This window comes from Streptomyces sp. NPDC096079 (assembly GCF_040303145.1).
In the GTDB taxonomy this organism is placed as follows: Bacteria; Actinomycetota; Actinomycetes; order Streptomycetales; family Streptomycetaceae; genus Streptomyces.
Map to the genome: position 1 here is coordinate 253952 of NZ_JBEOST010000004.1, position 14390 is coordinate 268341.

6 protein-coding genes are annotated in these 14390 nt (G+C 76.5%); all 6 read left to right on the top strand.

Going from position 1 to position 14390, the window contains the following annotated elements; all coding sequences use genetic code 11:
• Nucleotides 1-67 precede the first annotated feature (67 nt).
• From ABTY59_RS11535 to ABTY59_RS11560, 6 genes are read left to right on the top strand one after another with little or no spacing between them, the layout of a single operon-like run.
• The gene (locus tag ABTY59_RS11535) at nucleotides 68-514 is read left to right on the top strand and encodes a Pycsar system effector family protein (RefSeq protein ID WP_352018697.1); all 447 of its coding nucleotides are present in this window, start codon (nucleotides 68-70) and stop codon (nucleotides 512-514) included.
• An 8-nt stretch (nucleotides 515-522) separates the two neighbouring features.
• Nucleotides 523-2955, top strand: a complete 2433-nt coding sequence (locus tag ABTY59_RS11540; RefSeq protein ID WP_352018698.1) for a VWA domain-containing protein — start codon at nucleotides 523-525, stop codon at nucleotides 2953-2955.
• A gap of 22 nt (nucleotides 2956-2977) precedes the next feature.
• A complete protein-coding gene (locus tag ABTY59_RS11545; RefSeq protein WP_352018699.1) occupies nucleotides 2978-6730 on the top strand; it encodes a tubulin-like doman-containing protein in 3753 nt (1250 codons plus the stop codon).
• Entirely contained in the window at nucleotides 6727-9414 is a 2688-nt protein-coding gene (locus ABTY59_RS11550; protein ID WP_352018700.1) for a hypothetical protein, read from the top strand. Before ABTY59_RS11545 ends, ABTY59_RS11550 begins: the two co-directional genes overlap by 4 nt.
• Entirely contained in the window at nucleotides 9411-11714 is a 2304-nt protein-coding gene (locus tag ABTY59_RS11555; protein ID WP_352018701.1) for a protein kinase family protein, read from the top strand. The genes ABTY59_RS11550 and ABTY59_RS11555 overlap by 4 nt, the downstream gene beginning before the upstream one ends.
• Nucleotides 11711-14338 (top strand): hypothetical protein, encoded by a 2628-nt coding sequence (locus ABTY59_RS11560; RefSeq protein ID WP_352018702.1) that lies wholly within the window; start codon nucleotides 11711-11713, stop codon nucleotides 14336-14338. Before ABTY59_RS11555 ends, ABTY59_RS11560 begins: the two co-directional genes overlap by 4 nt.
• The last annotated feature ends 52 nt before the right edge of the window (nucleotides 14339-14390 follow it).

Below are 14390 nucleotides of genomic sequence, written 5' to 3' on the forward strand. Positions count from 1 at the left end.
TCCCGTACCCCACCGGACGTCACCGGACCCGGCCCCCGCTCCCGTGCCGGCCGAGGAGATGCGGTTCATGGCCGAGCGGGTCCTCGGCACCGTCCGGGAGGACATCGGCAGGGCCGACACCAAGGCCGCCATCCTGCTCTCCGGCGCCCTCGCCTTCCTCGCCGTCGTGTTCTCCGGGGACCGCGCCCCGCTGCCGACGGCCGGCACCGGACTCGCGTTCCTCCTCGCGGCCGGGGCGCTGTGGACCGCCGGGGTCCTGATGCTCGTCTCGGTGGTCCTGCCGCGCACCCGGATCGGCGCGGACCGCACGCTGCTGCGCGAGCTGACGGCCGGTCCGTCCGCACCCGCGCTGCGGGAACGGCTCGGCGCGTCCGGCACGGACGCCACCGACTGGCTCCTCGAACAGGCCGGCGTGCACGGACTCGTGCTCGCGGCGAAGTACCGGTGGCTGCGCCTGGGCGTGTTCTCGCTCGTGCTCGGCGCCCTCCTGGCCCTCTTCAGCGAACTGTGGTGAGAGAGAAGATGCAGTGGACCAACAAGGGGAGCGCCCTGCTCCTCGCCGGGGTGCTCCTCGGGCTCTCCGGCCCGCTCGGCACCCCGGCCGCCGGGGCGGCGGGCCCGTCCCGCACGGCCCTCACCGCCGCAGGGTCCCCGGGCGCCTCCCGTACGGCCGCCGACCCCGCCGAAGGCCCCGACCCGCTCGACTTCGCCGTCGTCGTCGACCAGTCGAAGAGCCTCGCCGACAAGGACCTGGCGCGTGAGACGGAGGCGGCCGCACTGCTCAGCCAGGGCGAGATATCGGAGCGCTCCCGGGCCACGATCATCGGCTTCGGCAGCTCCGAGAAGTCCGGCCAGTCGCCCGTGAGCGAGGTCTGCCCGCTCATCGTCGCCGACGCGGCGGGCCGCGAGCGGCTCAGCAAGTGCGTCCAGCAGCTGGGCGTTCGCGACGAAGCCCGCATCGGACCCGGCACCGACTTCCCGGCCGCCGTCCGGCAGGCCGTCACGCGCCTCACCGAGGGCGGGGCGAGGACCCCGGCCGTGCCCAAGGTCGTCTTCCTGCTCACCGACGGCAAGCTGGACGTCGCCGACAGCCCCGAGTACGGCACCGACCGCGACACCCGCCAGGCCAACGGCGCCCGGCGGCTCACCGAGGAACTCGCCCGCGCCCGGGTCGCCGGCGTGCAGATCTGGCCGCTCGGCTTCGGCAGCGAGATCGACCGGTCCGCGCTCACCGCCATGGCCGAGGGCGGCTACCGGGGCGCCTGCTCCGACGTCCCCGGCTCCGTCCCCCGCATGCGGGTCGTCGGCAGCTCCGCCGAGATCGACAAGGCGCTCCAGGAGACCTTCGCCGCCGCCCGCTGCGCCCGGATCGCCCAGGGCACCGTCGGGAAGCCGCCCGCCGACCTGACGGTGACCATCCCGCCCATCGCCACCGACGGCTCCCTCACCGTCGCCAAGCACGACCCCAAGGTGCGGGTCACCTACTACGACCCGGCGGGCCGCAAGGTGCCCGTACGGGGCGAGTTCGACGGCTCCACTTTCGAGGTGAGCGGACAGGACGGGCCCGTCGAGGCGCTGCGCGTGAAGGACCCGCTGCCCGGCCGCTGGCGCGTGCACATCGAGGCGCCGGAGGGCCACCGCGACCGGGAGGTCGCCGTCCGGGCCATCTGGCAGGGCCGTCTCCGCTCCGACGTCACCCTCGACCCGGCGTCCCCCCGCGCGGGCGAGAAGGTCGCCGTGCAGGTGCGGATGCAGACCCGGCGCGGTGTCGTCATCACCGACCCGGAGCAGCTGGCCGGCCTCACGGCCTCCGCCGAGGTCTCCGGAGCGGGCTTCGCCCCCTTCTCCTTCAAGCTCGCCGACGACGGCCGGGCCCCCGACGCGAAGGCCGGGGACGTCCGCTTCACGGGCACGTTCACCCTGCCCGCCGCGGCCACCGGCGACCTGGAGCTCGTGACGCGCATGGCGGCGCCCGGCATCACCTCCGACAAGCGCCCGGTGCACGCCCGCCGCGGCCCCGACGTACCGGTGCTGACCGCAGGCCTCGCCGTCGACCGCGTCACCGTGCACCCGGGCGGCACCGTGCACGGCACCCTCGACGTCACCAACAACGACTCCACGCCGCACACCCTGCGGTTCGCCCTCCAGGACCAGACGCCCGGCGCGGAGCTCACCGTCGCCCCGACCCCGGTCACCGCGCCCGCGGGCCACAGCACCCGCGTCCCCTTCACCCTGACCCTCGCCGCCGGCACGGCCCTCGGCGAACTGGGCGGCAAGATCGCGGTCGTGGACACCGGAGACGGCGACACCGTCCTCGACACCGCGTTCCTCGACGTCCTCGTGGTGGCACCGCCCACCTGGTGGGACCGCTGGTGGAAGGCCGTCACCGGCGGCGCCGCCGCCGTCCTCGTCCTGGGCGTCGTCATCGGCATCCGGCTGCTCGCCCGGCGCCGCCGCCGCGACCTCACCGGAATCACCCTCGAACTGCACGAGGACGGACGGTCGCTGCACGCGCTGACCGTCCGCAAGGGGCAGAGCGCCGGCGGGACGTTCTCCTTCACCGTCGACGAGCCGTACGGCGGGGCGCCGATGCTCCGCAGCGTCCGCGGCTCCGCCGCCTCCACCGCCCACGCCCTGCGCCGCACCGGCTCCGGCGAGCTGCTGCTGCGGCCCCGGGGCGGCGGCCAGGTCCCGGTGCGGCCCGGCGAGCCGGTCGGTCTCGGCGAGCACGAGCTCGTCGTACGGGGCGGGCGCACCACCACCCGGCGCGGCGGCGACCTCCCGTGGTCCCGGCGCCCGCGCGGCCCCCGCACCCCCCGGCGCACCGGTTCCGGGCCGGGCGGGGACACCGGGACCGGCACCGGCAGGGACCCGGGCACGGCGACCGGAGCCGGTCCCGGCTCCGGGGCGGCCGGCTCCGCCGGCGGGCCCGACACCTACGACGTGAACTTCTGAACGGGCACCGAGGAGAGACGCCATGAAGATCTACCAGCCCATGCTCTTCGTCGGACTCGGCGGCACCGGCGGACGCATCGGCAGCGAACTCGAACGGCAGCTCCGCCGGGAGCTGTGCGGACCCGACGGCACCGACCTCGTCGACGGCGGCCGCCGGCTGCCCTTCCAGCTGCCCGACTGCCTCCAGTTCGTCTACGCCGACTTCAGCGAGGGCGAGCTGCTCAACCAGCCGCAGTTCCGGGCCAAGGGAGCCGAGGGCGCCGCCTTCGCCCGTACCTCCCGGATGGTCCGCGACCTGCTGCCCACCGACTTCGACACCTCGCCCGAGGTGGCCCGCATGCTGCGGGTCTCGCTCCACGAGGAGACCCGGGGCTGGTTGCCGCCGCAGGCCCGCCAGCCGCGCGTCGCCCCCCTCAACAACGGCGCCGGGCAACTGCCGACCGTCGGGCGGGCGGCGCTCTTCGCGACCCTCCGCTCCGGGCTCGAACCGGTCCTGCGGCAGCTCCGCGAGGCCATCGGCGCCATCGGGCAGGCGGCGGGCGACCTCAAGCGCGTCGGCGGCGGCCGCATCCGGGGCTGCGACGTCTTCGTGGCCTTCTCCGTCGCGGGCGGCACCGGCGCCGGCATCTTCTACGACTTCATCCACCTCATCGGGCACGAGTTCCGCAACGCCAAGGTGCCCGGCGTCAAGATCTACCCGCTCGTCGTGATGCCCTCCGCCTTCCCGCCCGAGGCGGGCGGCGGGCGCGAGGCCGAACTCAACGCCGCCCGCGCCCTCGTGGACCTCTCCCGGCTCGTCGACGACCAGAACGTGCCCGACGCCCTCGACACCGTCGGCGACGTCGAGGAACGCGGCCGGCTCAGCGTCACCTACCCCGGCGACGGCGTCGTCGCCCTGCGGCCGGCCACCATGCAGACCGCCTTCCTCTTCTCCAAGCCGGCCGTCATCGGCACCGAGGACCTGCGCCGCTCCATCACCGCCATGGTGATGTCGCTGATCGGCACCGAACTCGGCGAGGACAGCGGCGCGGCGAACCGCGCCGACGACGACTACCAGTCCTTCGCCGCCAGCTTCATCAACAAGAGCGTGGAGCGCTCCACCCCGGCCCGTACCGGCATCGGCTACCGCGGCATGTCCACCAGCCTCGCCGCCTCCCTCACCGTCCCCGTCGACGACCTCGCCGAGATCGTCGCCGCCCGGCTCCTCGCCCAGGCCGTGCGCGGCATGTCCGAACGGGCCAGGCGGCCCGCCCGTGACGGGCAGGACACGGTCCGTGAGCTGTTCACCCGGTCCGGCATCGGCCGGCTCTGGAGCCGCGAGGCGCCGGACGTGCCGCTGCCCGAGCAGCTGCCCCGGGGAAGCAAGGACATCACCCAGGAGCTCCGGCGGCGCCTGCAGGACATGGAGGAGTCCCTCCAGCGCCTCGACATCCACCTCTCCCGGGAGATCCCCCGCCTCACGGAGGACTTCCGGCCGGGATCCGGAGCCCGTGAACTCCTCGGTCTCATCGGCCCGTTCCAGCTGGAGACCGTCCTCGCCGGCCTGGCCGGCCACCCCGACCGGGTGGCCAGGGAGGGCTTCACCGGCATGCTCGACAACCGGCGCAACGACCCCGAACGGCCCCCGAACGTCCAGACCGCCGCCCCCAACATCCCCCACATCAAGCGCAGCGTCGCCGGCGTCGTCCCCGCCCGCTGGACCGACCCCGACGTCCAGGACACCCTCGCCGCGCAGCAGGCCTGGTACCAGTGGCGGGCCCGCGTCCTGTGGCACCGTGGCTGGCAGGCCGGCGAGAACCAGTGGCGGCCCTCGCTCCACCGCGTCACCAACGAGGTCGCCGAACTGACCAAGGTGCTGCGCGCCCACGAACAGGACGAGGCGAAGTCCTTCGCCGACCGCCGCCGGGAGCTCTACCGCGACGACCGCGCGGGCATCGCCTACCTGCTGCCCCCGCAGAACACCCTGCGCGCCTTCTACGACGACGTCGTCGACCGCCTCGCCCAGAGCGAGGGCCTGCCCGAGACCACCGACGCCGCGACGCTCCTCGACCGGCTCGTCGGGCCCGACGACTGGCGGCGCGCCCTCGACGCGGTCCGCCGCTCCTCCGGGGCGGCCGTGAAGGAGATCAAGCAGGTCGTCGAGCGGCGGGTCAAGCGCCTCTTCGGCGAGGCCAACGAGGACGCCTTCGCCCGCCCCCTGCTGCCCTCCATGGAGCTGCTCCTGCGGGCCGCCGCCGGCGACGAGACCGCCGAGGCGAAGGTCGACCCGCGCTGGCTCGACCAGTTCCGCTCCCGGCTCGCCGGGCTCCTCCCCGTCGGTTTCATCCCGGACGGCAGCGGCCCGCTCAAGATCCTCATCGTGCACCCGGCGAGCGAGTCCGACGGCCGGGCCGCCGGCTTCCTCGCGCAGGAACTCAACCTGCCCTCCCGGGTGTTCCCCGAGTGCCGGGCCGTCGACACCGACTCCATCACCGTCGTCTTCTTCCGCAGCGGCATGAACCTCACCGACATCTCCGAGGTCCGCAGCGTCCTCAGCCTCTGGTCCGAGGCCCGCGACTCCGGCGGCGAGGACGACTTCCTGCACTGGCGCCAGCGGCTCGGCTACCAGGACGACTGGCTCGTCTCCACCGAGGCCGACCGGCAGCGCATCCTCCACCGGCTGCTCTGCGCCATGTGGAACGGCCACATCGCCGCCGAAGGCCCGGCCGGCTCGCCCCACCTCGTCCGGATCCGCCTCCAGGAAGGCGAGTCCGCGACCATGTCGCTGCGCCTGGAGGGCTTCGACGGCTCGCTCTCCAGCTGGGCGGGGCTGCTCCGCGCGTACGAACGCTGGGCGCTGCTCGACGAGGGCCAGATCATCGAGCAGTTCTGCGAGCGGCTCATGCGCGCGCTGCCCAAGGGTCTCGCCCAGGTCCCGGTGCCCCCGTCGCCGCTCTTCACCCACTTCATGGAGAACGTCGCCCCGCGCCAGCTCGCCCTGATCGACGAGATCGCCGCCGAGTACGGCGCGGCGGACAGCGAATGGCTCGCCCCGCTCCGGCACTTCTGGGAGGTCACCTACCCGGGCGCCCTCGACATGCGCTTCCCGAGCGCCGCCCGCGCGACCCGCGCGAGCCTCCGCGCCCTGTACGACCGTCACGCCCCGCGGCAGGGACGGGACCAGGCGCCCGGGCGCCCACAGGGCCGGCGGGCCGCTCCCGTCCCCCGGGCCCGCGAGGAACACCGGCCGCGCCCCGGGTACGCGCCCCGGCCCCGGTGGGACGACGGTGACCCGTACGAGGACGGTGGCGGGTACGCGCCCCGGCCGCAGCGGGACGACCGTGACGGGTACGAGGACGGGGCGGGGCGCGAGAACGGTGTCCGGCGCGACCCGCGATCCGCCTACGCGAACCGGCAGGCCGCTCCGGCGCCGTCCGTCTACGAGGGCGACTGGGAGCTGGAGCCCGAGCCGGACTTCGGGCCCGACGAGGAGGGTGACGAGCCGGAGTACGGCCCCGACCACGGCCCGTACGAACCGGACCGCGGCCCGCACCGCGAACCGCGCCACGGCCCGCACGAACCGGACAACGGCCCGCACCGCGAACAGCACCGCGAACCGCGCCACGATTCGCACCGCGAACCGCGCTACGGCCCGTACGAACCGGACGACGGCCCGCACCGCGAACAGCACCGCGAACCGCGCCACGATTCGCACCGCGAAACGCGCCACGGATCCGACGTCGGGTACGGCGACGACCAGCCGCGGCGACGCGACCGGGGCGGTGAGACGGAGTGAGCCCACGTGTCCGTCCCGTCCTGCCCGATCGGCCGCTGCCGGGCCACGCCGTCTGCGTCGACCTGCGGATCCCGACGGAGGGGGCGTACGACCCCGACGCCGACGTCCGCGCGGCCCTGGACGTCCCGCAGCCCGGCGGTGAGCGGCGCTTCCTGGTCGTCGACGAGGCCGACCGGCTCGTCGCCCACCAGCTGCTCTACGAACGCCTCTCCTCCTACGGGCCCGCACACGTCGTCTGCCTGGCGGTCGGCGCCCGGGGCGAGCGGACGCTGAGCCGCTCCCTCACCCTCCGCCCGCCCGCCGCCGGGGTCCTGTGGCTCTTCGACTCCACCGAGGACGGCGTCCCCGGCGAGGCCGTGCTGCGCCCGCTCGTCGACGTCCTGTCCACGCCCGAGGTCTTCGACGCCGTCCTGCGCGCCCTCGGCGAGGTGGTGCACGGCGTCGCCGTGCCCGCCGTGCGGGTCCTGGAGCACGACCTCACCGACGAGGCCAGGGCCCGCGCCTGGCGGCAGGCCGTGGAGGGGCTGACGGGCCCGGACGTCCCGGCCGGGACCGTCTCGGCCGAGCAGGTGCCGGGCGCGCTCGCGCTCCTGCTCGGCGAGGGCGTCCCGCGCTCGCTGTCCGGCCACCAGTGGCTGCCGCCGCACGGCCGGGCGGGGGCCGCTCTCGCCGCGTGCGACGCGGCGGTCGGCGAGGCCGTCGACGGCTACCACCGCGTCAGGGGCCCGGCCGGTCTCCTCACCGGGGCGGGCAGGAACACCGACCTGCCGGCGGACGCCGAGCGGGTGACGGCCGAGCTCCAGCGGTTCCGTACGGCCGTCGCGGACGCGTTCGGCGCGGCGGGCGGCACCCGGCTCACCGCCGAGCACCGGGGAGTGCTGCGCGAGCGGGGGGTCGAACTGCCGGAGCTGCCGCGGGAGATCTCCCGGGCGGGGATCGTCCCGGCGCTGCGCGACCTGACCCACGACCTCATCGCCAAGGGGCTGCCCCTGCGGTCGGTGGCGGCGCGGCTCTCCGCGCTGTCCGCCCGCACCGCGCCCGTGGGCAGCGCCGCCCGGCTCGCCCGGCTCGACGCCCTCTGCGGTCCCGGGCAGCTGCGCCGGCTCGCCGGCCTGCACCCCTTCACGGCCGGCGGATCACGCCCGGTGGCCTTCGCCGTGACCGGGTTCCTCGCGCTGCTCGCCGGCCTCTGGCCGCTGCTCGGCTGGGTCCTCGGCCCGGCCGTCGGGGTCCTCGCCGCCGGGCTCGCCCACCTGATGCTGCGCCGCAGACCCAACCGGTCGCCCGACGGGCGCATCGACGGCGGTGGCGCGACGGGCGCGGCGCCCCGGCTCTTCGGCGGGTTGCTCGGCGGTCTCGTCGGTGCGGGCCTCGGCCACGTCCTCGACCTGCCCGTGTGGGCGGGGGCTCTGGCGGCCGTCGTGGCCGTGGCGGCCGTGGTGCTGCTCGCGCTGCGCGACTGGACCCGGGCCGTGGACGACTGGTGGGCGCGCGCCGAACCGGAGGAGGCCTGGCGGATCCTGCGGGAGGTCCAGGCCCTGGTGGTCACGACCGCCGTGCACGACTGGCTCTTCGCGGAGGTCCGGCACCACTGCTCCGCCGGGGCGGGAGCCGTGGCCGGGCTGCTCCGGGGCCTCGCGGAGACCGCCGACGGGCACGGACGGCCGCAGGCGTCACGGAAGCCCGACCGGACGGAGGCCGCACCGCCCCCGGTGAGGGAGACCGGTGCGGCGTCCTGGAGCTGGGAGGACTGGAGGGACGACGCGGACGACTGGGGTGAGGGACCGGGGGACTGGACGGACGCACCGGAGGCCTGGGCGGACGGTGCGGCCGACGGCTCGTGGCGTCGCGGGGACGGTGCGGCCGACGGCTCGTGGCCGGGCGCGGAGGGCCCGGACGGCGGGTCCTGGCGGGGCGCGGACGGTGACGGCGACGGCACGTGGCCCGGTGCGGACGGTTCGGGCGACAGCCCCTGGGGCGGCACCGAAGGGAGACGCGCGGCGGCCGGGCCCGCCGCGCCCCGGGGCCCGTCCTCCGGAGACGGGTCACGGGCCGTTCCCGTCCCCGCTCCCGGCTGGCTGGAGCGGCGGTACGGGGACGGGGGCCCCGCGCTCGTCGACACCCTCGTCGGCGACCTGGTCGCCGGCACCGTCCTGATCCTCGACCGCTGCTGGGCGGGGATCGAGCGCGACCCCGGCGCTCTCCCGCGCGCCGGTCACGAGGGACGGCTCACGGAGCTCCTCGACGAGACCCTGCTGCGCCTGGAGCGGGACGTGGCGGCCTCGCCGCCGCCCCGGTACGAGGGTCTCGGCGACCCCGACGCGCTCACCTCCCTCGCGGCCTTCACGGACCGCTCCGACCGGCCCGACGCGGCCCGCCTCACCGGGGTCGCCGCCGACGCGGTCGCCCGGCTGCTCCTGGCGGAGGACGACCCCGGCCGGACGGTCGCGCTGTGCGGGCCGGAACACCTGCGACTGCTCTCCCACGATCCGCTCGCCGCCCGGCAGGTCCGGTTCGTGCCCGAGGCCATGCGGCGCGGGGCCTCCGGGGACGACATCTGGCGGGGCACCGCCGAGGACGTGGTGTGGACCGGCGCGGGACGGCACGCCGGCATCCTCCGTCTCGTACCGCTGCGCGCGGACGTCGTGCACACCGTCCGCGCCGAGGAGGCGGGAGAACCGTGACCGACCCGAACCACCCGAACCACCCGTACCGCTCGAACCACCCGCACCCACCGGGCGACCCGAACCCGCCGGGCGATCCGCAGCGGACGGGCGACCCCGGCCACCCCACCGACCCGCACCAGCCGATCGGACCCGACCACCCCGACCACCTGCGGGAGCCGGTCCCGGCGTCCCATCCGTACTACCAGGAGCTGGAGTTCCTCACCCACCGGGAGGTGCCGGTCCGCTTCGCCGTCCGGTACGGCGAGGACCGACGGCCGTCCGGCCGCCCCGGCGTCCTCGCGCGCCGGGTCACCCTGGGCGCGGGCTCGCCCGTCCTCCAGTACCGGCTGGTGTCGTCCGCGCAGGGCGACCCCGCCGCGTACGGCCTCCTGGAGCGGGAGGTGGCGGCCGCCGTCGCGCTCGAACGGCGCTACGGCGGCGCGAAGTTCGCCGCCGTCTTCGCCCGGATCGTCGGCTTCGACCTGACCGCCGCCGAACCCTTCGTGCTGTACCGGCCGCCGGCGGGCCGCCCGCTGTCCGACTGGGCGGGCCGCATCGGCGCCGAGGACCAGGAGCGGATCACCGGTCAACTCGCCATGGCCGTACGGCTCCTGGGCGAGGCCGGCCTGGTGCACCGGGCCATCGCCCCCGACACCGTACGGTGGGACGGCGCCCGGATCCGGCTCTGCGAGCCGTACGCGGCCGTGCGGGCCGGCGAGGCCCGCGAGCCCTTCGGCGCAGCCCCCTGGGCCTCGCCCGAGCAGCGCGCGGGCGAAGGCTCCGCCGACCCGCGCGACGACCTGTGGTCCGTCGCCGAGCTCGCCTACTACCTGCTCGCCGGCCGCCCCGACCGGGGTGAGGGGCCCCCGGCCGACCTCGCCGACTACCGGCGGCTCGCCGCCCTCGGGCAGAGCGGGCTCTTCGCCGCCCACGCGGCGGACCGGCCCCACCCGGGCGACCTCATGCGGCTGCTGCACGTCCCCGACCCGCTCGCCACGGGCGTGGGGGCGGCCGACCCGCTCGACCGCTGGCGCGCCGCGTACGACCAGCAGATCGCCAGGAAGCGCGCGGCCGCCGGCGGCGCACCGCCCGGCACCGAAGCCCTCCACGAGGCGGCGGAACCGCCCCCGCGGACCCCGCGACCGGCCCGCCCCTCGCTCCGCGACCGGATCTTCGGCGGCGACTCCCTCCGGCCCACGGTGTCCTTCACGCCCGCCGCGCCGCCCGAGCCGGTGCCGCTGCCGCCGTCGCGGAGCCGGATGTGCCCGCACTGCCTGCTCCCCGTCGAGTACGACGAACGGCTGCTCGTCACCATCGACGCCAAGGGCAACCGGATCCCGCTCGACCTCAGGGCCGAACGCCGCCCCGGGCACGTCGCGGACGCCCTGCGCAAGGCCTACCACCTGTGCCCGCACACCGTGGACGGCGACGAGGAACACGAACTCCCCGTCCCCTACCTCACCAACGGCCAACCGCTCTCCGTCGCCCTCGTCGGCAGCTCCTCCGTCGGCAAGACCCACCTGCTCGCCGCCATGCTCGGCGAGGTCGAACTCGGCGGCCTCGAACCGTACGGACTCAAATGCCGGCCGCTCAACCCCGAAGCGCACCGCGCCTATCTGCGCGAGCGGGTCCAGAGCCTCAAGGACGGCCGGCAGCTCGGCCGTACCGGTCAGCAGACCTTCGCGCGGTTCGCCGACGGCCTGCTCGTCCAGGCGGGCGCCGCGCAGCCCCGGCCCGTCGTCTTCTTCGACCTCGCGGGCGAGGACCTCGCGCAGGACGGCGAGGTCGGCCGCTTCCTCATGGGCGTCGACGCCTTCGTCTTCGTCGTGGACCCGCTGCGCGCCCTGCGACTGCCCGGCCTCGACCCGGTGCGCGAACAGAGCGGACTGCGGCGGCGCGAGCTCGGCGACGAGGCCTTCAGCACCGTGCTCAACCGCATCCCCCGGCAGCGCGGCGGGCTCATCGCCGCGCCCGCCGCGCTCGCCGTCAACAAGAGCGACCTCGTCCGCTTCGAACCCGTCGTCGACCGCTGGCTCGGCCGGGCGCTGCCCGGCCGCCACGACCCCGGCGCGGTCCGGGCGGAGAGCAGGGACGCGTACGCCTTCCTCGCGCACCACGCCGGCTCCGCCTGGCTCAAGCCCTTCGACGACTGCGCCGACTGCACCCTGCATTTCGTCGCCGCGACCGGCGGGCAGGCGCGCGGCGACCGATTTCCGCACGGGGCCCGGCCGCGCCGGGTCCTCGCGCCGCTGCTGTCGCTCTTCGCCCACTGCGGGCTGCTGCCCGGGGCGGAACCTACGGAGGGGATCGTCCGATGACACGGACGGAGAACGAGGTCGACCAGATCGTCTTCCGCTGGGACAGCGAGAACCTCACCGGCAACACCGGCTTCGGGCCCGTCGCCTGGTCAGGGCCCCGCGACGAGGCCGAGAACCTCTTCCAGGTCTCCGGCCCCGTCCTGCGGGCCAGCGGGGACGAGACCCGGCCGGCCCTGATCCGGCTGCACAAGCGCGCGGGGGTCGTCCTCATCCGGCGCCTCCCGTTCAAGGAGGCCGACGGCGGGACGTCCGTGCTCTGCCACGCCCTCGTCGGCTCGCCCGCCCTCCTCGACCCCGCCGTCTGTCTCGGGCTGCACGCCTGGACCTGGGAGGGCGCCGCCGCCGTGGACCTCGCCGGGGTGCGGGGCCGCCTCCCCGTGGTGCCGGAGGAGGTCCTCGTCCCGGCGACCGGCCGGGGCCAGGGGGAGCTGGACGACACCCTGCCGTACGCGCAGGAGGAACTCGTCGGGGCCGTGGCCGAGTTGCTGCGCCGTCCCGACGACCGGTTCACCGTCCTCGACGAACGCGGCGACACCGCCTGTGCCGTGCTCTGGGGGCTGCACAGCATGTTCGGGGCGCTGATCGACCGGCGCTGGACCTTCGCGACCCACGACACCGTCGAACTGCCCGCGATCCGCTTCGCGTTCGTCGGCCGCTGGTCCGGCGCGGCGAGCCGCAACACCGACCGCCGCCGCGTCGACCCGCGCGAGCGGTGCGGCGACCGCGCGGAGGAGATCGCCGACCGGCTCGTCCGGCACCACCTGAGGGGGGTCGCGGAGGCGGCCGGCGGCGAGTACGCGGTCGGCAGCGCGCTCCACGCCGCCGCGGCCGCGCGCCGGGCCCCGCTCCTGGAGACGGCGGCCCGCGCCGTGGACGCCCTGGACGGCGCGTCCCGCCGCCCCGCCCCCCGGCAGGCCCAGGCCCGGAGGCAGACCGCCCCCCGGCCCCCGCGCCACCCGGACCCCTGGTACGAGGACGCGCCGGGCGACGGGCGGCACGGGACCCCTGACGTCCGCCGGGACGCCCCGGACCCCTGGTACGAGGACGCGTCGGCCGACGGGCGGCACGGGACCCCTGACGTCCGCCGGGACGACCCGGATCTCTGGTACGAGGAGGCGCCGGCCGACGGGCGGCACGGGACCCCTGACGTCCGCCGGGACGCCCCGGACCCCTGGTACGAGGACGCGCCGGCCGACGGGCGGCACGGGAGCCCTGACGTCCGCCGGGACGACCCGGACCCCTGGTACGAGGACGCGCCGGCCGACCGGCCGCACGGGGCTCCTGGCCCTCGCCGGGGAGGCGACCGGGAGCCTCGGTACGGCGTCGACCCCGGCGACCGGTACGGCGACCCGTCGGGTTCCCGTCGGCAGGACGGTCCCCCGCATGGTGAGCGGTCCGAGGCGTCGGGGGCGGCGTACCCGAGCCCCCCGGGGCCCTGGTCCGGTGGGTCCGGGTCCGCTCCGGCTCCCGGCCCCGACCCGGTGGCGCGCACCGGTGGCGCGCCCGAGCGTCCGGGGCCGGCCACCGGGGACCGGTGGGACCACGACCGGCCCGGCGCCCCGGACGGACCCGCGCCCGGGCGGCCCCCCGCGCCCCGGTCGGCGCCCGATCCCGAGCCGCCCTCCGACCCCGTACCGGCGCCCCGGGCCGACCCCGCACCGACCCCCCGGGCCGACCCCGTACCGGCGCCCCGGAACGACCCCGCACCGACCCGCCGGAACGACCCCGCACCGACCCGCCGGAACGACCCCGCACCGGCCCCCCGGGCCGACCCCGCGCCCGTGTCCGTACCCCCGCCCCCCTCCGTACCACCCGCTGCGGAACCGCCGGCCCCCCGGCGGTCGGACGGGGGGCCGGTCGTCGTCGGGGCCCACCCCCGTCCCGTCCTGCCGCTCGTCGGGCCGCAGTGGACCGGTCCCGCCAAGGGCTCGCGCCGGCTGCGGGCACGGGCGCGGGAGCGGGAGGCCGTGACCTCGCTGGTGCACAAGCTGCCGACCGTGCGCAGCGTGGAGGAGGCGCGGGAGCTCGTCGGGCGGGGTGGCAGCCGGGAACTCCTGGACGCGCTGCGCAGGCCCCAGGCGTACGCCGTGGTCACCGTCCTCCTCCGGGAGATCGCCCGGCGCCTGCCGTCCTGGGAGCACGCGCTGCGCCGGGAGCTCTGCGAGGTGGCCATCGGCCGGGAGCTGTGGGCGGTGGCCCCGCCCGCCGCGCGGGACGACCCGTCCGAGCCGGCCGAGGAGCAGCGCGCCGCCAACGCCGCCGAGCTGCACCGCTGGGCGGTCCGCCCGCTGCTCGGCGGCGGCGACGCCCCGGTCGGCACGGTCGCCGAGCTGCTCTCGCGGCTGAGGACGAGCCCGGTGCCGTCCGCCCGGGAGGCGTTCTGGCTGATCGTCGACGGCGAGCGCCCGGGGCTGCCGGACGCGGTCTGGCTGACGCTCCTGAAGGAGGCGTACGGGATGCCGCGCGCCGCGCACCGGACGGGCCCGCCGGGGCCCGCGCCCTCCGGTCCCGAGGACGACCTCGGCAACGGCTACACGCGCCGGTTCCTGCGCCGTGCCGGGCTTCTGATCGGCGTTCTGCTGGTCGCGATCCTCCTGATCGGCGTCGTCCAGTGGGCCACGTGACCGTGTGGGGACCGGCCGTGTCGAAAGACGGGCCAGGGCCGCCCGGCTCCGT

Bases quoted from the DNA above. Each gene is read 5' to 3' on its own strand.
- ABTY59_RS11535 (WP_352018697.1), top strand. From the start codon at position 68: ATGGCCGAGCGGGTCCTCGGCACCGTCCGGGAGGACATCGGCAGGGCC.
- ABTY59_RS11540 (WP_352018698.1), top strand. From the start codon at position 523: ATGCAGTGGACCAACAAGGGGAGCGCCCTGCTCCTCGCCGGGGTGCTC.
- ABTY59_RS11545 (WP_352018699.1), top strand. From the start codon at position 2,978: ATGAAGATCTACCAGCCCATGCTCTTCGTCGGACTCGGCGGCACCGGC.
- ABTY59_RS11560 (WP_352018702.1), top strand. From the start codon at position 11,711: ATGACACGGACGGAGAACGAGGTCGACCAGATCGTCTTCCGCTGGGAC.